This is a genomic window from Pseudomonas coleopterorum, from assembly GCF_900105555.1.
GTDB classification, from domain to species: domain Bacteria; phylum Pseudomonadota; class Gammaproteobacteria; order Pseudomonadales; family Pseudomonadaceae; genus Aquipseudomonas; species Aquipseudomonas coleopterorum.
Genome location: NZ_FNTZ01000001.1, coordinates 2,917,501 through 2,935,490, shown reverse-complemented (window position 1 = coordinate 2,935,490; position 17,990 = coordinate 2,917,501). Strand labels below are relative to the sequence as shown.

Genomic DNA, 17,990 nt, shown 5'->3' with positions numbered 1-17,990 from the left:
GATCGGCATGCTCAATCCGCGCGCAGTACCAGGGGTTCGGCCAGGCTGTAGCCGAAACCGCGCAGGGTCTGCAACGCCTGCGGGCAGTCCAGCTGTGCCAGCTTGCGGCGCAGGTTGCACACGTGGCGCTCGATCAGTGCGGTCTTGGGCTCGAGGCCCGTGCCCCATAGCTGCTGCTCGATGGACTCCCGGCTGACCGCGCCGGGGGTGCTCGCCAGCATGGCCAGCAAGCGATGCTCGCTCACCGTCAGGCTCTGTTGACGTTTACCCCGCCCAACCATCAGCCGCGAAGGCGACAGCCACAGACGCGATGGCGGTAGCGCCGTCGCCCGGGGGCGCGGCCGAGCCAAGGCCTGCAAGCGCGCCAACACCTCGGCAGGGGCCACCGGCTGCGCCAGGCACGCATCGGCACCGGCGCGCAGCGCAGCGATGCGCGCCAGCCGGTCGTCGTCGGCCAGCAGCACCATCACCGCAGCATCGCCTCGGTTCGCCAGGCAATGTTGCAGCAGGCTATTGCCGGGTCGTTCCAGCGCCAGAACGATGAAGCCGTACCGGTCCTGCGCCAGTGCCTGCGCTGCGGCGGCCGTGCCGACCGTGCTCAGGGCCGTGTGATGTTGCGCCAACCCCTGTTGCATGGCCGGATCGGGCGTATCGCTGATATAGAGCAGGTTCATGGTCACACCAATGCCTTGCTTTGTCGGCACCACAGGGTCATCCGCGTGCCACCTTGTTCGCTGCTGCCCACCTCAAGGGTGAATCCGTGCAGCTTCACCACTGCCGCGACGATCGACAGCCCCAGCCCGAAACCGCTGTGCTGGCCATCGCCCTCGCAGCGATAGAAACGTTGAAAGATCGCCTCACGTTCCTCGGGCGCGATGCCCGCCCCGCTGTCGCTGATCTCCAGCCGCGTGGCGCCGTTCTCCGCCGTGGCGCGCAGCACCACCAGGCCGTCGGCCGGGGTGAACTTGATGGCGTTGCTGAGCAGGTTGCCCACGGCTTCGAACAGCAGCGCGCGGTCACCATGCAGCATTGGCAGCGTGTCCGGCACGTCCAGACGCAGATTGATGCCCTCGTCTTCGGCCAGGGGCAGATAGAAGTCGTGCAGCTCGTGCAGCAGGGGTTGCGGGTCGAAGGAAATGAAGCCCGAACGTCGGCGGTGGTCCTCGATTTCGGAGATACGCAACAAGCCACGGAATCGCGCCATCAGCGTGTCGGTTTCAGCGATTACCTCATCCAGTTGCAACGCCTGGCGCGAATCCGCCGGCGCCTCCTGCTGGATGCGGTAGAGCTGCGCGCGCAGGCGGGTCAGCGGCGTGCGCAAGTCATGGGCAATGTTGTCGCAGACACCCTTGACCTCGATCATTAGCTGCTCGATACGTTCGAGCATCGCGTTGACGATGGCCGCCAGCATGTCCAGTTCGTCGCGCCGGTCCGACAGCGGCAGGCGGGTAGTCAGATCACCGGCCACGATTGCATCGGCGCTCGCTTCGATGGCGCGGATGCGCCGCAACGGCCTGCGCCGTAACAGGTGCCAGCCGGCAATGCCGGGAATGATCGTCAGGGAAATGCCCCACAGCAGCGCCCGTAGAATGATGTGAGTGACCGCGAACAACGAGCCGTTGTCGCGTACCAGCACCAGCCAGCGGCCATCCAGAGTGCGCATCGCCACCGCGTCGCAGCTGTTCTGCGGCATTTGCGGGTTGTCGCTGTCCACGCAACTGTTCAGGTCATGGATGCGCCCGTCCAGTGGAAGACCTCGCGGCACCTGCAGCAACTGGCCAGACAACGGCCGCAATTGCAGATCGAACAGACCATAGGCGTCGAAGGTACGGTCGTCGAACGCTTCGCTGGCAGCCAGCGCCTCGTTCAATGCTTCGCCGTGAAAGCGCGAAAACAGATGTTGACGCTGCATCAGCGAATGCCGCGCCAGATCGGCCAGATAGGCCGAGACCTCGAAGTACAGCACGCCCATGAGCAAGCTGCTCCAGGCCACGAACAGAAAACTGTAGAGCGCCAGCAGCCGACTGCTGGACGAGCGCCAGCCTTTAGACAGGTTCGGCAATGACATAGCCGGAGCCTCGCACGGTCTTGATCAACGGTGCGGTGCCCGGTGGGTCGATCTTCTTGCGCAAGCGGCCGATGTGCACGTCGATCAGGTTGGTGCCCGGGTCGAAGTGATAGCCCCAGACTTCCTCGAAAATCATCATACGCGTGAGGATCTGGCCGGCATTGCGCATGAGGAATTCCAGCAGCTTGTATTCGGTGGGCAGCAGGTTCAACGCCTGTTCGCCACGGCACGCCTCGCGGGTCATCAGATCCAGCGTCAGGTCGGCCACGCGCAGCGTGTTGTCGGCGGCGGCCACGGCGTTGTTGCGACGCAGCAGCACCTCGACTCGGGCGGCCATCTCGTCCGAGGCGAACGGCTTGGTCAGGTAATCATCACCACCGGCACGCAGACCACGCACCCGCTCGTCGACATCCGACAGCGCGCTGATCATCAGGATCGGCGTGCTCACACCGATGGTGCGCAGGGTGGTCACGATGGCTAGTCCGTCGAGCTCCGGCAGCATCCGGTCCAGGGTGATCACGTCATAGTTGCCGCTAACCGCCTTGACCAGCCCCTCGCGGCCGTTGTCCACCCAGTCGACCTGCAGGCCGTGGCTGCTCAGTTCCGCCACGATTTCCCTGGCGGTCACGGCATCGTCTTCGATGGTCAGTACGCGAGTCATGTTGGTCTCTACCCGATGATTTCTGCTGAGGATGGCGGCATTGTGACAACAATCGGCCCAGGGCTCGTTGAAGTTTTTTTCATCTTGCGCCACCTGACCCCATCGGCGTGAGCCCAGTCGTCCTGCACGCGCGATTGGCCGATGAATCACAGGCGCATCCTAAAGCCTGGCCGATCGGCGCCGATGTAACGGTCACAGCCTATCGGGACACGATCGCCATGAGCACCTTGAGCACCATCGCCAGCAACCTGAGCATCCGTACCCCAGCGCTCGCCGCAACCACCGCCGCTCCCGCGTCCACTGCCGACAGCGATGCAACGCAGGCCGCTGCCGCACCGGCCGCAACGCCGACGAACGCCCCGGTCGGTGGCCCAGGCGGGGCGGGTGGCAGTCAGAGCAGCAGTAGCAGCAGCGGCAACTCGGACACGATCAAACAACTGCAGAAGCAGATCGCCGAGCTGCAGAAACAGTTGCAAGAGCAACAACAGGAGATGGCTCGTGTCCAGGCCAGCCAGCAGAGCGAAGAGAGCAAGGCCGCTGCGGTAGCCGCCATCCAGGCCCAGGTCGTCGCCACCTCTGCAGGGTTGCAGACCGCTACCGCCGCCTTGCTTCAAGCCATGCAGGAATCAGGCAGCAGCACCGCCGGCTCCATGGTCAGTACCACCGCCTGAGGCTCTGTCAATTCCCGGCCCATCGCGGCACCGCCAAGCGTCTGCTCGCCGATTCCCGTGCCGATGCCACAACGTACAACCGCAACCAGGCCGCCCGCCGTGCCTGAAGGATGCGGTCAGTCGGCAGCCTGGCGCATCTGCTTTTTCTGCGCCTTGTAGTCCATCGCCACGGCTGGCGGCGCGCTGCTCTTGCCGGTTTCTACCCATTTGCGCAGACGGCTGGCATCGGCGAAGTGGGTGTACTTGCCGAACGCATCGAGGATCACCATCGCCACAGGTCGGCCGCCCATGCGCGTCACCAGCACCAGACAGTGCCCGGCCATATTGGTGAAACCGGTCTTGGTGATCTTGATGTCCCAGTCATCCTTGTTGATCAGGTGATCGGTATTGTGGAACCCCAGGGTGTAGCTGGGTTTCTTGAACGCCACGGTCTTTTCCCGCGTGGTGCTCAGCTCGCTGAGCAACGGGTACTGCTGCGCCGCGATCAGCAACTTGGCCAGGTCACGGGCGGTGGACACGTTGCTGGTCGACAAGCCGGTCGGCTCTACATAGCGGGTATGGGTCATGCCCAGTGCGCGAGCCTTGGCGTTCATCGCCGCGATGAAAGCGCCGTAGCCGCCGGGGTAATGATGGGCGAGGCTCGACGCTGCACGGTTCTCCGAAGACATCAGGGTGATCAGCAGCATGTCCCGGCGGTTCAGCTCGCTACCGAGCTTGACCCGGGAAAACACACCCTTCATTTCCTTGTTGTGAGTGATGTCGACCGAGATCACTTCGCTCATCGACTGCTTGGCGTCCAGCACGACCATGCCGGTCATCAACTTGGTCACCGATGCGATAGGCACCACATGGTCGGCGTTGTTCTCGTAGACCACTTTATTGGTCTGCAGATCGATCAGCAGAGCGCTGCCCGAAGCCAGGTGCAACTGCGAGGGATCCCGTGGCACGGCGGCTTTTTCCGCCGCTTCGAGGTTTGGGGTGGCGACGAAAGTGGTCAAAGCCAGCAACAGGCTGAAAAGAGATAGCGGGGTCTTCACGCGGAGCGCTCACTGAAATAGAGGTAGATCGGGCCTGGGGTGGAGCGGATTCGAAGTGACGATTGTCACGTGGCGCGAGTATGGCAAAGCGCCTGTCGATTGTCGCGCCCGGCAAGGCCTGGTGCGTGAAGAAAAGCTCATCCAGCGCAAACACCATTAAAAAGCCCCGCAGAGCGGGGCTTGATCCATTCCATGCAGTGCGCTGGCTAGTGGGGCTGCGCTGCATTGAGCGTGGCAAAGGCTTGTTTGGCGTGGGGTAGGGAGGGCAGGGGCCCACTGACAGGCTCGCCGTCGCGCACCACGTACCAGCACGCCAAAAGGCCCAGATCACGCAACTTTTCCGGGACCGCGCTGCCGACGACCGACATGATTCTTAATACAGGCATGAGACACCTCCGGTGGTTCCTGTCAGCCACCTTACGAGTTCGCCGCGGCCCATAGAAATCACCTTGCTCGATAGTCACCATCGACGATTCCTATCACGCCCTGCCGCGGCGACTCACCAGCGTGGGGGGCCGTAGTACACCGGTGGCGGCCCATAGTAGCCACGCGGTGGAGGCGGGGCTGCGTACACCGGATAAGGCTGCACATACACAGGCGGCGACTGCACATACACCGGTTGCTGCACATAGGCAGGTTGTTGCACGTACACCGGCGGCGGGCTCTGCACATACACCGGCTGCTGCTCCACATAGACCCGCTGCGGCGCATTGGAAGTGACCACTGCGCCTACCACGGCCGCGCCCAGTACCGCGCCCAATATACCCGGCCCGGCACCGTGCCAGCCGCCGCCGTGCGCCGAGGCCTGACCGGCCATCGCCAGCGCCCCTACCAGCAGAGCCATCTTGGGAAGTTGACGCATCATGATAGATTCCTCGTGTTTCGCGCCCTGGCGTTCGAACCTGCGATAGGGTCAAATCATTTCGCCGGGGACATGACTATGACAAAAAAACCGTCAAAAGCGTCCCCGTCGATGGGTAAATTTTGTGTAAGGGCAGCGCGACGTCTGCCTGTTTTTTTTCATGCCCCACGCCGCCGGAGGCCAAGAATGTCCATTGCTCCCAACCGCGACACCATCCTGTGCATGTCGCTTGCCGCGCGTCCCGGAACGTTCGGTGTACGCTTTCACAACCATCTGTATGAGCAGATGGGTCTCAACTATTATTACAAGGCCATGACCACAGGCGATCTGCCGGCCGCCATTGGCGGCATCCGCGCCTTGGGCATCCGTGGCTGCGGCGTGTCGATGCCGTTCAAGGAAGCCTGCATACCCTTGGTGGACGAACTCGATGCATCGGCTTCGGCCATCGAATCGATCAATACCATCGTCAACGACAACGGTTATCTGAAAGCCTACAACACCGACTATCTGGCCATCCGCCAATTGCTGGACACGCACGCCGTCGACCCCGACACCACGTTCGCCCTGCGCGGCAGCGGCGGCATGGCCAAAGCCGTGGCGTCGGCGTTTCGCGACGCCGGTCTGCGCAATGGCCTGATCATTGCGCGCAACTACGAAACCGGACGCGCGCTGGCCGATACCTGCGGTTATCCCTGGCAGGCCGAGTTGGGCGACTCGCGCCCACAGCTGCTGGTCAATGTCACGCCAGTCGGCATGACCGGCAGTGACCAGGCCGAGGAACTGTCGTTCGATAGGGCCGCCATCAAGGCGGCGCAGCAGGTGTTCGACGTCGTCGCCCTGCCGTGGCAGACGCCACTGATCAAAGCCGCTCTTGAGCTGGGCAAACCCGTGATTACCGGCCTCGAGGTCATCGCCATCCAGGCCCTTGAGCAGTTTGTGCTCTACACCGGCGTACGCCCTACCGCCGAGCAGTTACGCCTGGCCACCGAGTACGCCCGCGGCTGACACGGCTGTCATTCCAGCCGCGACAGGCGCTCTTCAAGCGCAGCGATACGTGCCTCCAGCTCGTCCAGGCGGGTATCGTCGTGTTTTGAACCGTTGCGCTCGGGCGGCACGCCCCGGGCGCTCAAGATGGCGTCGATAGCCGCAGGATCGCCCAAGGCATGGCTGTAGCGATCCTCGCGCTGCCCCGCCTGGCGTGGCACATGTACCGCGAAGCCGCGGCTCGCAAGACGCTCCAACTGATGCAGGATCTGCTCGGCGTCCTCGAAATCGTGGAGGCGGGCACTGCGCGTCAGCAGCTCGCCAACGGTCTGCGGTCCGCGCAGGAACATCAGCCCCATCAGAATGACCTGGGCAGGCACCAGTTCGAGCGCCTTGTCCAGCCGGTGCTCCCAGCGATCGGCGCGGCTGCCCATCACCAGACGGGTCATCTGCCGACCTTCGAGTGCGCGCAGGCTTTGCCCGATCTGTCCTTGGGTGTACTGGGTCACCGGTTCGCGACTGGTTTTCTGATTGCACGCCAGCACCAGCGCATTGAGCGTCAATGGGTAGGTTTCAGGATTGCTGGCCTGTTTCTCGATCAGTGCGCCCAGTACGCGAATCTCCACGGCATCGAGTCGTACGGGTTCGGAAGCGGTTGTTTCAACATCGGTCATGGCATAAACCCCAGGCAATCGGTAACGGCCAGTATGCTATAAAAACCGCCCAGACGGCTGCCTGCCGCCGCCTGTGGCGCGGTCGCGCCTGCGCCAGCGAGCAGGCCCTCGGCCCGCTGCCAAATTTAGGGTTGCTGCGCATGTAAACCGGCCTTAGACTGCCGCCCCTCTTGACCATGTGCCGTGTGGTGCTTGAAGAATTCTGCCTGCGTCGCTGACAGCGTCGCGGGCTTCCTGTTTTGCCCTAGCGCATTATTCGTTTGCAGAGAAATCAATGACAAAGGAAAAGTTGCTGGCCATGCCGGCTGATGACTACATGAACGCTGAGCAACTGGCCTACTTCACCGAGCTGTTGCAGGCCATGAAGATCGAGACCCAGCAGCGCATCGAGCAAAGCCGTGTAGCCATTGAAAGCCTGGACACGCCCGCCGATCCTGCCGACGCTGCCTCTGTGGAAGAGGAGCGTCACTGGCTGGTCAATGTCATCGAGCGCGACCAGCGCCTGCTGCCGCAATTGGAAATGGCCCTGGGCCGCATCAATGACGACAGCTTCGGCTGGTGTGACGACAGTGGCGAGCCGATCGGCCTGAAGCGCCTGTTGATCAGCCCTACCACCAAGTACTGCATCGAGGCGCAAGAGCGCCACGAGCAGATCGACAAGCATCAACGTCAAGCGTGATCAATAGACCGCAGGCGTTTCTTACGCCTGCGGATGCAAGGCCACGTTGAGTTCATCGACGATGGGTGCCCACTCCGCATCGCTGTGCAGCTCCTCTTTCAGAAAGCTGCGCTGCTGATCAGTCCAGAAGGGCGCATCGATCAGCTTGGTGTCTTGGTCGAGCTGATGCTCGGCAATGAACTTCTGAATGTCAGCTTCTTCGCTGTCCAGACCCAGTTGATCGAAAAGGCCAGTAAGGCTTGGGTTCGGCAGATCCATGTTGACTCCTCTGCGGCCGTTTCCAGCCATGATTGAAAGGTTACCCTGTATCTGAGGCGACGGCCTCGCCAGAGTTCGCTCGCAGTACCGTGTTTGTTTGCAATGGACGGCACAGGGCATCGAGCTTTGCCCCGATCCTGTTTTGAACGTGTCCACCCAACAAACTTCTTGACCGCGCCGGGGTTCGATTCGGTACTATTCGCGCCAGATCACCGTCATGCGCTTCGCTGCCCTGCACGTGTTGGTCGCCAGCTTCCCCATGAGGCCGTGGCGCCGCTCTGCCATACACGTCCAGGCTTGCCTTTTTCCTTCGCGGTCTTCGGCAATTTTCCCTGCAGCAGGTCGACGCTGCGCATCCCGGATCAAGGTTCGATCCTTTAGTCTTTCGTTAGCAGGTCGGTGGCAATCATTGCACGTGCTGCCGACCGTTCGGCGCTCCCCGCGTCTTCAGGTTATTACCACGCGAACAGCGTCCGGTAGTCTGTGTTTCGATTTGAGGATTCTTCATTGGCAGTAACTAATCTGGATATGCACGCACTGTTCGTGCTCGGCGATTTGCGTGCGAAGTTGGTCAAACTCTTTCAGTCGCGTTTCGTCTATGTCACCGAGCAAAGCGCGGAAGGCATCTACATGGCCGAACTCGATACCGAGTCCGCTCTGGTGGTCGACGACAAACCTCGACTGGAACTCAAAGTAGGCGATCACTTCCGCGCTGCGGTTTTGCCGAGCCGCGAAGGTGGCAAGTTCGAACTCAAGTTTCGCGATATCAAACTCACTGTCTACGGATTGGGCGAGTATGCGTTCGTCAGCATGGCGCAGGGCGAAGGCATCGTGTTCAAGGAAGGTCAGACCGTGATGCTGGTCTTCGCTGCCCACGAGCGCATCGAGGAAAATCTGGGCAAGACCTTGAAAGCGGCGACCGCCAAGGCAGCCAAATGGCGCAAGGGCGAACTGACCTTCAAACCCAGCGAATAATGCTTCGGGGAACCTGCGCTACAGTAAGGTGACTTACCCAAGTCATCGACTGTTACCGAGGAACCCCGCATGAAAGGATTACGTGCCTGGCTTGTCGCCTGTGGCGCCGGCCTCTGGCTATCGACCGCAACACTTCCGGCCCACGCGCAAACCACGCCCATCCAGTTCGCCGACCTGAACTGGGAGAGTGGCAGCCTCATTACCGAACTGTTGCGCTATATCGTCGAGAAGGGCTACGGCCTGCCCACCGATACCCAGCCTGGCACGACCATCACGCTGGAAACGGCGTTGGCCAAGAACGACATCCAGGTCATTGCCGAAGAGTGGGCCGGCCGCAGTCCGGTCTGGGTCAAGGCCGAAGCCGAGGGCAAGGTGATCGGCTTGGGTGACACCGTCAAAGGCGCCACCGAAGGCTGGTTCGTGCCTGAATACGTGATCAAGGGTGACGCCGCCAAAGGTATCAAGCCGCTGGCGCCGGATCTGCGCAGCGTCGCCGACTTACCGCGCTACAAGGATGTTTTCAAGGATCCGGAAAGCCCAGACAAAGGCCGCTTCCTCAACAGCCCCATTGGCTGGACATCCGAGGTCGTCAACGCGCAAAAACTCAAGGCCTACAAGCTGACCGACGACTACGTCAATTTCCGTTCGGGCTCCGGCGCCGCACTGGACGCCGAGATCGCCTCGTCCATCCGTCGCGGCAAGCCCGTGCTCTTCTACTACTGGTCACCGACTCCCCTGTTGGGCCGCTACAAGTTGATCCAGCTTGAAGAGCCACCGTTCGATGCCAAGGCCTGGGCCACCCTGACCGATGCTGACAATCCCGCGCCGCTGCCCACCCGTTCACTGCCATCAAAGCTGTCGATCGGAGTGTCCAAGGCATTCCAGCAGGAGTATCCGCAACTGGTCGAGTTCTTCGCCAAGGTCGACCTTCCGATCGATCAACTGAACAAGGCCCTGGCCAACATGAGCGAAAACCGTACTTCGCCTCGCCAGGCTGGCGAGGCGTTTCTGAAGGACCATCCTGAAGTGTGGAAGACCTGGCTGCCTGAAGACGTAGCCAGCAAAGTGAACGCCAGTCTGAAATGAGTCAGTGACCGCTGTCGCTGCGGTGGCTGCTGACCTCGGCAGGCACCGCTTCTCCAGCCGTGCGTTTGCGAAACAGCGCTGCCCGGGCCAACAGCAGCGTGGTCACCGGCACGGTGATCGATAGCAGGATGGGAATGAGCCAGGCATGCACCACCGGCCCATGCTTGAGCCAGGAGAAATACAGGATCGACGCGAGCGCTACGCACCAGGCGCCCAGCGTGGACGCAAGCGCTGGCGGGTGCATGCGCTGGAAGTAATCCTTGAAGCGCAGCAACCCCAAGGCGCCCGTGAACGCGAACAGACTGCTGGCGAGCAGCAATATGGCCGTGGCCACCTCTACCCAGAAGGGTAAAACCTGGAGTGAATTCATTCGATCACTTCTCCACGCAGCAGGAACTTGGCCAGCGCGAACGAGCCGACGAAGCCGAACAGGGCAATCAGCAGGGCCGCTTCGAAATAGGTGTCACTGGCATAACGTATGCCCAGCACCAGCATGACCAGCATTGCCAGAATGTACAGGTAGTCCAGAGCCAATACCCGGTCCTGGGCCGACGGTCCTCTGAACAGTCTGATCAGCGTCAGCAACATCGCCAGCGCAAATATGAACAAGCTCGCGACGATGGCATTGGACAGCAATGCGCTCATTGAAAGATCTCCATCAGCGGGCGTTCGTAGGTGTCCTTGAATTCCTCGATGAATTGCGCCTCGTCATCCAGATCCAGAACATGCATCAGCAAAACGCTGCGATCCAGCGCCAACTCGGACCATACGGTGCCAGGAATGACGGTGGCAACTGCCGCCAAGGCAGCCAGCCCGTTGGCATTGTGCAACTGCAACGGAATCTCCACGAACGCCGAACGTGGCGGGCGAGCGTCCATGCTCCACACCTGCCAGAACACCTGCAGGTTCGACACCAGTACACCGCCGCCTACGCGCAGCAGCAACCGCAGTATCACCATGGGCCGACGGATACGCACGGCTTGAGGTCGTAGCGGCGACATCAACAGCGGCGCCAGCCACCCCAGCAGCACGGCGAACAAGAGGTTGCCGGCACTCATTGAAACATTGAGCAGCAACCACAGTATGGCAAGGGCGATCAACAGCAACGGAGCAGGAAACAGGCGACTCATGGTTCACCCTCAAGGCTTGTTGTAGTCGGACCGGGTACCGGCTGGGCGCCCAGCACGGTCATCACGTATTGCTTGGGATCATCGAGCATGGCCGCCGTATCGGCCGTGTACCGCAGTAACGGTTCTGCGCGCATCGCCAACAACACACACAATCCCAGCAGGACCATGATCGGTACACACTCGTTGAGCCGCAGCAACGGTGAAGGCCGCTCGTGCGGCGTCCAGAAGCGCTGCATGCCCACACGCGCCAGAGCGATCAGCGACGCCAGTCCGGAAAGGACCAGCAACGCCAGATAGACCCATGCGCTCGCACTCGGGGTTTGCTCGGTGGCCACCCCGAGACCCTGTGGATTGAACAACGCGGCGATCAGATTCAGTTTGCCGATGAACCCGGACAACGGCGGCATGCCGATGATCAGCAGTGCGCAGGCAATGAAGCTCAAGCCCAGGAAGGCCATGGTCCAGGGAATCACCTGGCCTACCACGGCCTTCTGTTCGTCATCCAGGTTGATACCCTTGGGCGGATGCAATGCCTCGACTGCAGCTGGCAGAGGGTCGGCATCGTACTCCAGGGGAATCTCGTTGGCAGACCGCGAACGCTCGATCAATTCGGCGAGCAGGAACAGCGCACTGAGTGCCAAGGTCGAGCTGACCAGATAGAACAGCGCGGCAGCGATCAACCCGCTCTGCCCGAAACCGATCGCCGCCAGCAGGATGCCGGCTGAAATCAGGATGCTCAGGCTCGCCATGCGCTCCAGTCGCTGCGCCGCAAGAATGCAGACGGCCGCCACGGCGATGGTCGCCAGGCCCCCGTAGATCAGCCACTGACCGCCGAAATGCGCCGAGGCACCGGCCTGTCCGGAAAACATCAGGGTCCACAGCCGCAGCAGGGTATAGAAGCCCACCTTGGTCATGATCGCGAACAGCGCCGCAACCGGGGCGCTGGCGGACGAGTACGCTGGCACCAGCCAGAAATTCAACGGCCACATGCCCGCCTTGGCCAGGAAGGCTGTCGCGAGAATGGCAGCACCGGCATGCAGCAGGCCGCGATCCGCTTCGGGCACCAACGGGATCTTCAGGGCCAGGTCAGCCATGTTCAGGGTTCCCGTGACTCCGTAGATCATGGCCGCACCGATCAGGAACAACGACGAGGCCAGCAGGTTGATCGCGATGTAATGCAGCCCGGCCGATACCCGGGCCTTGCCCGAACCATGCAGCATCAGGCCATAGGAAGCGGCCAGGAGCACCTCGAAGAACACGAACAGGTTGAACAGATCGGCGGTCAGGAAGGCACCGTAGAGGCCCATCAACTGAATCTGGAACAAGGCGTGGAAGCTCGCGCCGGCCCGATCCCAGCGGGCCATGGCGAACAGCAGGGCGCAGACGCCGACGATGCCCGTCAGCACCAGCATCAACGCTGACAGCCTGTCCACCACCAGCACGATACCGAATGGCACCTGCCAGTTGCCGGGCAAGTACACGCCAATCGAACCGGCCTGGCCTTGATCCTGGACCCACCACATCAGGTAACAGGCAATCGCCAGTCCCAGGAGGCTGGAGATGATGTTGATCTGTGCTTTCAGCGAACGGTGTTTCTCTCCGAGCAGCATCATCAATGCCGCCGTGAACAGCGGCAGAATGATGGGCGCAGCGATCAGATGGGGCATCCAGCTCATTCCTTGGGCTCCCTGCCGTCTACGTGGTCAGTGCCGGTCAGGCCGCGCGAAGCCAACAGAACCACCAGAAACAGCGCAGTCATCGCAAAGCTGATGACGATGGCAGTCAGTACCAGTGCCTGGGGCAGGGGGTCTGTGTAATTGAGCAGGTCCTGCGGCACACCTTCCTTGATGATCGGCTCCTTGCCGATGAACAGGCTGCCCATGCTGAAGATGAACAGGTTGACCCCGTAAGACAGCAGGCAGAGGCCCATGACCACCTGGAACGTTCGTGGACGCAAGATCAGCCAAACGCCCGATGCAGCCAGTACGCCGATGGCAATCGCTATCACTTCTTCCATCAGACGGCTCCTTTTGGGGCAATGCCTTTGGGCAGGCTCGAGGGGCGGTGAGCACGCACCGACTGGTGACCCAGCGCGGTGAGCATCAGCAGAGTGGATCCCACCACGACGGTGAACACACCGATGTCGAAGAACAGGGCGCTGGCGACATGAAAGTCACCCAGGACCGGCAAATGAACATGCGCAGTGTGTGTGGTGAGGAATGGATAACCCAAGGCAATGGCGCCGATCCCGGTGACAGTGGCACAAAGCAGTCCGGTACCCATCCAGCGCAGCGGTCGCAGGCGCATCTGCGCCTCCACCCACTGGGTACCCGCCACCATGTATTGCAGGATGAACGCTACCGACAGCACCAGGCCGGCAACGAATCCACCGCCAGGCTGGTTGTGCCCGCGCATGAACAGATACATCGACACCACCACTGCCACTGGCAGCAACAGACGAACCAGAACGGCCGGAACCATCATGAAGCCCAGCGCAGTGTCGTCCGCGCCGCGCGGGTTGATGAGATCGGTGACCACGTCGGGTGCCAGCGATCGTTGCTGCGCCGGCAGCTGCATGCTTTCCTTGGGTGGGCGGAAGCGCCGCAGCAGGGCAAACACGGTCAGGGCCACGGCGGCAAGCACGGTAATCTCGCCCAGGGTATCGAAGCCGCGGAAGTCCACCAGCATGACGTTGACCACGTTGGTCCCGCCGCCTTGGGGCAGGGCACGGCTCAGGTAGAACTCGGAAATGAAGTTGGGCGTGGCGCGGGTGAGCATCGAATAGGACAACAGCGCCATGCCGCCGCCGACCACCACTGCCAGCACCAGATCGCGCAGACGGCGCAATTTGGCACGGTCCAGCGTCGCCCTGGAAGGTGCGACATCCTCGATCCGCCGAGGCAACCAACGCAGCCCGAGCAATATCAACACCGTGGTCACCACCTCGACCACCAACTGAGTCAGCGCCAGATCCGGTGCGGAAAACCAGACGAAGGTGACGCAGGTCATCAATCCGCACACGCTGACCATGGTCAGGGCTGCCAGCCGGTGGTACTTAGCCTGCCAGGCAGCGCCCAATGCGCAGGCAATGGCGATCAACCAGAGAATCACGAAGACACCTGATCCCGGGATCTTCGGTCGATCCCCCCAGCTTAGTCCGCTATGGAGCATCGGCGCGAGGCCCGCGAGCACCGCAACCAGCACCAGCATGAACAGTTGGGCCTGCAGGCGTCTGGTGGTAAGCAGTCGCTCCACCCTGCGCGCCAGCCGCATCATGACCACCTGCGAGCGCTCGAACAGCCGCTTGCCGTTGAAGCGCTCGATCACCGGTGGATAGCGCAGCCGACCGTGACGGAACTGATTGCGCAGCAATACATATAGAAGCACCCCGGCGCCCATCGCAATCAGGCTCATGACCATGGGGGCATTCCAGCCATGCCATATGGCCAGGCTGTACTCCGGAAGATCGCCACCTACAACAGGTATCGCCGCGGCCGCCAGGAACGGCGCCACCGACTGTGCCGGAAAGATGCCGACCACCAGGCAGGTCAGCACCAGCAGTTCCACGGGCGCACGCATCCAGCGCGGCGGCTCGTGGGGGATGTGGGGCAGGTCGGTGGCTTTGGGCCCCAGGAACACGTCAACCGTGAAGCGCAGTGAATAGGCGACGCTGAAGATACCGGCCAGCGTCGCGACTACCGGCAGGGCGATCTCGACCCAGGCGGTGGAGCTGATGAAAACCGTTTCGGCGAAGAACATTTCCTTGGACAGGAAGCCGTTCATCAGTGGCACCCCTGCCATGGCCGCGCTGGCAACCATGGCCAGCGTCGCCGTATAGGGAATGAGGCGGAACAGTCCACTCAGGCGGCGTATGTCGCGTGTTCCACTTTCGTGGTCGATAATGCCGGCGGCCATGAACAGCGACGCCTTGAACGTCGCGTGATTGAGAATGTGGAACACCGCAGCCACCGCTGCCAGCGGGCTGTTGAGCCCCAACAGCAGCGTGATCAGGCCCAGGTGGCTGATGGTCGAGTAGGCCAGCAGGCCTTTGAGATCGTTCTGGAACATCGCCGCGTATGCGCCAAGCATGAGCGTGCAAGCCCCTGCGCCGCTGACGATCCAGAACCATTGTTCGCTGCCCGACAGGGAAGGCCATAGCCGGGCCAGCAGGAATACCCCGGCCTTGACCATCGTCGCCGAGTGCAGATACGCCGAAACCGGCGTCGGCGCCGCCATGGCGTGCGGCAACCAGAAATGAAACGGAAACTGGGCGCTCTTGGTCAGTGCGCCGAGCAGGACCAGGGTCAGCATGACCGGATACAGGCCATGCGCCCGAATGGCGTCACCGGCAACCAGCACCTTGTCCAGGTCGTAGCTGCCCACGATATGGCCCAGCAGCAACACGCCAGCCAGCAGGCACAGCCCACCGGCGCCGGTCACCATGAGCGCCATGTAGGCACCACGGCGAGCATCGGCGCGATGATGCCAGTAGCCGATGAGAAGGAAAGAGAAGAGGCTGGTCAGTTCCCAGAAAAACACCATCTGGATCAAATTGCCCGAGATCACCAGGCCCAGCATGGCACCCATGAACGCTAGGAAAAACGCGAAGAAGCGAGGTACGGGATCCTGCGGCGACATGTAGTAGCGCGCATAGAGCGCGACCAGCGCCCCGATGCCCAGCACCAGCAGGGAAAACAGCCACGCGAAGCCGTCCAGGCGCAGCACCAGGTTGAGGCCGAGGCTGGGCAGCCAGAGGAATTCCTCGCGTATCACGCCACCGTTGGCAATTTGCGGATACAGCATGGCTACCTGTACCGTGCCGACCAAGGCAACCAGTCCGGCCAGAAGCGATTCTGCGTTGCGTGCGTTGTGCGGCAAAATAGCCGCTACGCAGCTGCCTACGAAGGGCAGAAGCAATAGTACTATCAAGGACATAGGCTTCTAATCTGCAGGAATATTGAAAGGGATCATACGGTGTCACTGGGTGATCACCAACCCGCAAGCTGTGCCAGAATCGTACAGGTGCGCCATAACGACTTGTTTTTTTATGACAATTTTTTACCATCGATAGCTCCGCCGCGATTGTATCGATCAGCAGGACTATCCCAGCGAGCACAGATCCCCTTGGTCAAAGACCCCACTTCCAGAGCCTCGGTTCTCCAGCACGTCAGTCATAACGTGCGCCGCCTGCGCCAGGCCGCCGGGCTTTCGCAGAGCGCCCTGGCAGAGTGCTCCGGGGTCAGCCGCCGGATGCTGGTGGCAATAGAAGCCGGTGACAACAACGTCAGCCTGACGACCCTGGACCGGATTGCCGAAGCGCTCGATGTCGCTTTCAGCGATCTCATCCAGCCCGGCGAGAATCGCGATCCCAGTCGCATCAACGAGCTGGCCTGGGTCGGTACGCTGCCAGGCAGCAAGGCCGTGCTGTTGGCCAGCACAGTGGCCAGCAAGGAAGTCGAACTGTGGGAATGGCTGCTGCAGCCCGGCGAAGCCTACGCATCGGAGCCCGATGCCGAAGGCTGGAGCGAACAGATCTACGTCTGTGAAGGACGACTGACCATCCTGCTGGACGGCCGCTCCCATGAGCTGGCAGCCGGCGAGTTCTTCGTCTATCCCAGCAATCAGCCCTATGCCTATCGCAACGACAGCGAAACATTGGTGCGCTTCGTGCGCAACGTCGTTATCTAGGGTAGCTGCCGACAGCGGCCTGCACCCGCCTGGCGTCCCCACGCACCTCCCTGCCAAGGTTGCCCCGCGCTCCCGCATTCGCCATGATCGGTCCACAAAAGCAACCCACACGATTCAGCATCCGAACCGGAGCCCGAATGAGCCTGACACCTTCTGCCCACTTCCCCATTTCCGAGCGTCTGCGCCAGACGCGCGCGATCATGCAGCGCGAAGGCATCGACGCTTTGCTGGTGCCTTCGGCGGACCCGCATCTGTCCGAATACCTGCCTGAACACTGGCAGGCACGCCAGTGGTTGTCCGGTTTTCATGGATCGGTTGGTACCTTGATCGTGACCGCCGATTTCGCCGGACTCTGGGCCGACAGCCGCTACTGGGAACAAGCTCAGGTCGAACTCGCCGGAAGCGGCATCGAACTGGTCAAACTGATGGCGGGGCAGCCGGGTCCTCTGGATTGGCTGGGATTGCACATGTCCACTGGCGCTAAGGTCGCGGTCGACGGCGCAGTCATGGCAGTGGCTGCCGCCCGCCAGTTGCGCGAAAAACTGCAACACACGGGGGCGTCGCTGCGTACCGACATCGACCTCTTTGCAAAGGTCTGGCTCGATCGTCCCGCTTTGCCGGAGCAAGCTGTCTATGCGCATTTGCCGCCGTACGCCGCTCGCGAGCGCGCTGAAAAGCTGAAAGCGCTGCGCGACCAGATTCGATCCCACGGCGCTCAGTGGCATTTGCTGGCAACCCTCGACGATATCGCCTGGCTGTTCGATCTGCGCGGTTCGGACGTCCCCTACAATCCGGTCTTCGTCGCCTTCGCGTTGATCGGCGAGGGCACGGCAACCTTGTTCACAGCACTGTCCCGAGTCGATCCCACACTGCGCGATGACTTGTCTCAGGAAGGCGTGGACGTCCGGGATTACACCGAGATCGGCGCTGCCTTGGCTGCGATACCGGGGGGTGAAAAGCTCCTGATCGATCCTGCCCGCGTCACCGTGGGCATCATCGAAAACCTCGACACCGGTGTCAGCCTGATAGAAGCGCTGAACCCGACGACCCTGAGCAAATCACGCAAGACCGCAAAAGAGGCAGAGCACATTCGCCAGGCCATGGAGCAGGACGGCGCGGCGTTGTGCGAGTTCTTCGCGTGGCTGGAGGGTGCCTGGGCAGGCGAGCGCATAACCGAATTGACCATCGACGAGCAGCTCACGGCCGCACGCGCACGT

General features: G+C 61.8%; 21 protein-coding genes (1 of these 21 running past the window's edge). 7 read left to right on the top strand and 14 right to left on the bottom strand.

Features of this window, described 5'->3' with window-relative positions:
* Positions 1-11 precede the first annotated feature (11 nt).
* From BLV18_RS13070 to BLV18_RS13060, 3 genes are read right to left on the bottom strand one after another with little or no spacing between them, the layout of a single operon-like run.
* Positions 12-674, bottom strand: a complete 663-nt coding sequence (locus tag BLV18_RS13070; protein ID WP_090359102.1) for a response regulator transcription factor — start codon at positions 672-674, stop codon at positions 12-14.
* A 2-nt stretch (positions 675-676) separates the two neighbouring features.
* A complete protein-coding gene (locus tag BLV18_RS13065) occupies positions 677-2,068 on the bottom strand; it encodes a sensor histidine kinase (protein ID WP_090359098.1) in 1,392 nt (463 codons plus the stop codon).
* Entirely contained in the window at positions 2,046-2,729 is a 684-nt protein-coding gene (locus BLV18_RS13060; RefSeq protein ID WP_049858732.1) for a response regulator transcription factor, read from the bottom strand. The genes BLV18_RS13065 and BLV18_RS13060 overlap by 23 nt, the downstream gene beginning before the upstream one ends.
* Before the next feature lie 218 nt (positions 2,730-2,947).
* Between BLV18_RS13060 and BLV18_RS13055 the strand changes: the two genes are divergently transcribed.
* Positions 2,948-3,400, top strand: a complete 453-nt coding sequence (locus BLV18_RS13055; protein ID WP_090359096.1) for a hypothetical protein — start codon at positions 2,948-2,950, stop codon at positions 3,398-3,400.
* 116 nt (positions 3,401-3,516) lie between these two features.
* On the opposite strand, the gene pbpG is transcribed toward BLV18_RS13055, so the two are convergent.
* From pbpG to BLV18_RS13040, 3 genes are all read right to left on the bottom strand, one after another.
* A complete protein-coding gene (gene pbpG / locus BLV18_RS13050; protein ID WP_049858730.1) occupies positions 3,517-4,437 on the bottom strand; it encodes a D-alanyl-D-alanine endopeptidase in 921 nt (306 codons plus the stop codon).
* 206 nt (positions 4,438-4,643) lie between these two features.
* Positions 4,644-4,823, bottom strand: a complete 180-nt coding sequence (locus BLV18_RS13045; protein ID WP_049858967.1) for a hypothetical protein — start codon at positions 4,821-4,823, stop codon at positions 4,644-4,646.
* Positions 4,824-4,936: 113 nt separating this feature from the next.
* The gene (locus BLV18_RS13040) at positions 4,937-5,302 is read right to left on the bottom strand and encodes a hypothetical protein (protein WP_090359094.1); all 366 of its coding nucleotides are present in this window, start codon (positions 5,300-5,302) and stop codon (positions 4,937-4,939) included.
* Between the two features lie 183 nt (positions 5,303-5,485).
* Here BLV18_RS13040 and BLV18_RS13035 point away from each other — a divergent pair, with 183 nt between their 5' ends.
* Positions 5,486-6,304, top strand: coding sequence for a shikimate 5-dehydrogenase (locus BLV18_RS13035; protein WP_090359091.1), 819 nt, complete (start codon positions 5,486-5,488; stop codon positions 6,302-6,304).
* Between the two features lie 8 nt (positions 6,305-6,312).
* Here BLV18_RS13035 and BLV18_RS13030 read toward each other — a convergent pair whose 3' ends face one another.
* Entirely contained in the window at positions 6,313-6,957 is a 645-nt protein-coding gene (locus BLV18_RS13030) for a YceH family protein (protein ID WP_090359088.1), read from the bottom strand.
* Between the two features lie 274 nt (positions 6,958-7,231).
* Here BLV18_RS13030 and BLV18_RS13025 point away from each other — a divergent pair, with 274 nt between their 5' ends.
* Positions 7,232-7,636: a TraR/DksA family transcriptional regulator gene (locus BLV18_RS13025; RefSeq protein ID WP_049858726.1), complete on the top strand. Its 405-nt coding sequence runs from the start codon at positions 7,232-7,234 to the stop codon at positions 7,634-7,636.
* A 21-nt stretch (positions 7,637-7,657) separates the two neighbouring features.
* Here the strand turns inward: BLV18_RS13025 and BLV18_RS13020 are convergent, their stop codons facing one another.
* Positions 7,658-7,894 carry a DUF2789 domain-containing protein gene (locus BLV18_RS13020; RefSeq protein WP_090359086.1) on the bottom strand — a complete coding sequence of 79 codons (237 nt, stop codon included), beginning with the start codon at positions 7,892-7,894 and terminating at the stop codon, positions 7,658-7,660.
* Positions 7,895-8,401: 507 nt separating this feature from the next.
* Here BLV18_RS13020 and BLV18_RS13015 point away from each other — a divergent pair.
* The gene (locus tag BLV18_RS13015; protein WP_082223526.1) at positions 8,402-8,869 is read left to right on the top strand and encodes a hypothetical protein; all 468 of its coding nucleotides are present in this window, start codon (positions 8,402-8,404) and stop codon (positions 8,867-8,869) included.
* Positions 8,870-8,938: 69 nt separating this feature from the next.
* Complete coding sequence (locus BLV18_RS13010) at positions 8,939-9,955, top strand: ABC transporter substrate-binding protein (RefSeq protein ID WP_090359084.1); 1,017 nt, start codon at positions 8,939-8,941, stop codon at positions 9,953-9,955.
* Between the two features lies 1 nt (position 9,956).
* Here the strand turns inward: BLV18_RS13010 and BLV18_RS13005 are convergent, their stop codons facing one another.
* Genes BLV18_RS13005 through BLV18_RS12980 form a run of 6 tightly spaced genes read right to left on the bottom strand, consistent with a single transcriptional unit; the run spans position 9,957 to position 16,020 of the window.
* A complete protein-coding gene (locus tag BLV18_RS13005; protein WP_049858722.1) occupies positions 9,957-10,325 on the bottom strand; it encodes a Na+/H+ antiporter subunit G in 369 nt (122 codons plus the stop codon).
* Positions 10,322-10,600 carry a K+/H+ antiporter subunit F gene (locus tag BLV18_RS13000; protein WP_049858721.1) on the bottom strand — a complete coding sequence of 93 codons (279 nt, stop codon included), beginning with the start codon at positions 10,598-10,600 and terminating at the stop codon, positions 10,322-10,324. Before BLV18_RS13000 ends, BLV18_RS13005 begins: the two co-directional genes overlap by 4 nt.
* Positions 10,597-11,085, bottom strand: a complete 489-nt coding sequence (locus tag BLV18_RS12995; protein WP_090359082.1) for a Na+/H+ antiporter subunit E — start codon at positions 11,083-11,085, stop codon at positions 10,597-10,599. Before BLV18_RS12995 ends, BLV18_RS13000 begins: the two co-directional genes overlap by 4 nt.
* Complete coding sequence (locus BLV18_RS12990) at positions 11,082-12,761, bottom strand: monovalent cation/H+ antiporter subunit D (protein WP_090359079.1); 1,680 nt, start codon at positions 12,759-12,761, stop codon at positions 11,082-11,084. The genes BLV18_RS12995 and BLV18_RS12990 overlap by 4 nt, the downstream gene beginning before the upstream one ends.
* Positions 12,758-13,102 carry a Na+/H+ antiporter subunit C gene (locus tag BLV18_RS12985; protein ID WP_043186251.1) on the bottom strand — a complete coding sequence of 115 codons (345 nt, stop codon included), beginning with the start codon at positions 13,100-13,102 and terminating at the stop codon, positions 12,758-12,760. The genes BLV18_RS12990 and BLV18_RS12985 overlap by 4 nt, the downstream gene beginning before the upstream one ends.
* Positions 13,102-16,020, bottom strand: coding sequence for a monovalent cation/H+ antiporter subunit A (locus tag BLV18_RS12980; RefSeq protein ID WP_090359077.1), 2,919 nt, complete (start codon positions 16,018-16,020; stop codon positions 13,102-13,104). Before BLV18_RS12980 ends, BLV18_RS12985 begins: the two co-directional genes overlap by 1 nt.
* Before the next feature lie 189 nt (positions 16,021-16,209).
* Between BLV18_RS12980 and BLV18_RS12975 the strand changes: the two genes are divergently transcribed.
* Both BLV18_RS12975 and BLV18_RS12970 read left to right on the top strand, forming a co-directional pair.
* Positions 16,210-16,773 (top strand): helix-turn-helix domain-containing protein, encoded by a 564-nt coding sequence (locus BLV18_RS12975; protein ID WP_090359075.1) that lies wholly within the window; start codon positions 16,210-16,212, stop codon positions 16,771-16,773.
* A 137-nt stretch (positions 16,774-16,910) separates the two neighbouring features.
* A protein-coding gene (locus BLV18_RS12970; protein WP_090359073.1) for an aminopeptidase P family protein crosses the window boundary here: on the top strand, positions 16,911-17,990 show its 5' portion. The gene runs 729 nt beyond the window's last position; the window shows 1,080 of its 1,809 coding nt (coding positions 1-1,080); it begins with the start codon at positions 16,911-16,913; its stop codon lies beyond the right edge, outside the window.

Bases quoted from the DNA above. Each gene is read 5' to 3' on its own strand.
- BLV18_RS13070 (WP_090359102.1), bottom strand. From the start codon at position 674: ATGAACCTGCTCTATATCAGCGATACGCCCGATCCGGCCATGCAACAG.
- BLV18_RS13065 (WP_090359098.1), bottom strand. From the start codon at position 2,068: ATGTCATTGCCGAACCTGTCTAAAGGCTGGCGCTCGTCCAGCAGTCGG.
- BLV18_RS13060 (WP_049858732.1), bottom strand. From the start codon at position 2,729: ATGACTCGCGTACTGACCATCGAAGACGATGCCGTGACCGCCAGGGAA.
- BLV18_RS13055 (WP_090359096.1), top strand. From the start codon at position 2,948: ATGAGCACCTTGAGCACCATCGCCAGCAACCTGAGCATCCGTACCCCA.
- BLV18_RS13045 (WP_049858967.1), bottom strand. From the start codon at position 4,823: ATGCCTGTATTAAGAATCATGTCGGTCGTCGGCAGCGCGGTCCCGGAA.
- BLV18_RS13040 (WP_090359094.1), bottom strand. From the start codon at position 5,302: ATGATGCGTCAACTTCCCAAGATGGCTCTGCTGGTAGGGGCGCTGGCG.
- BLV18_RS13035 (WP_090359091.1), top strand. From the start codon at position 5,486: ATGTCCATTGCTCCCAACCGCGACACCATCCTGTGCATGTCGCTTGCC.
- BLV18_RS13030 (WP_090359088.1), bottom strand. From the start codon at position 6,957: ATGACCGATGTTGAAACAACCGCTTCCGAACCCGTACGACTCGATGCC.
- BLV18_RS13025 (WP_049858726.1), top strand. From the start codon at position 7,232: ATGACAAAGGAAAAGTTGCTGGCCATGCCGGCTGATGACTACATGAAC.
- BLV18_RS13020 (WP_090359086.1), bottom strand. From the start codon at position 7,894: ATGGATCTGCCGAACCCAAGCCTTACTGGCCTTTTCGATCAACTGGGT.
- BLV18_RS13010 (WP_090359084.1), top strand. From the start codon at position 8,939: ATGAAAGGATTACGTGCCTGGCTTGTCGCCTGTGGCGCCGGCCTCTGG.
- BLV18_RS13005 (WP_049858722.1), bottom strand. From the start codon at position 10,325: ATGAATTCACTCCAGGTTTTACCCTTCTGGGTAGAGGTGGCCACGGCC.
- BLV18_RS13000 (WP_049858721.1), bottom strand. From the start codon at position 10,600: ATGAGCGCATTGCTGTCCAATGCCATCGTCGCGAGCTTGTTCATATTT.
- BLV18_RS12995 (WP_090359082.1), bottom strand. From the start codon at position 11,085: ATGAGTCGCCTGTTTCCTGCTCCGTTGCTGTTGATCGCCCTTGCCATA.
- BLV18_RS12990 (WP_090359079.1), bottom strand. From the start codon at position 12,761: ATGAGCTGGATGCCCCATCTGATCGCTGCGCCCATCATTCTGCCGCTG.
- BLV18_RS12985 (WP_043186251.1), bottom strand. From the start codon at position 13,102: ATGGAAGAAGTGATAGCGATTGCCATCGGCGTACTGGCTGCATCGGGC.
- BLV18_RS12980 (WP_090359077.1), bottom strand. From the start codon at position 16,020: ATGTCCTTGATAGTACTATTGCTTCTGCCCTTCGTAGGCAGCTGCGTA.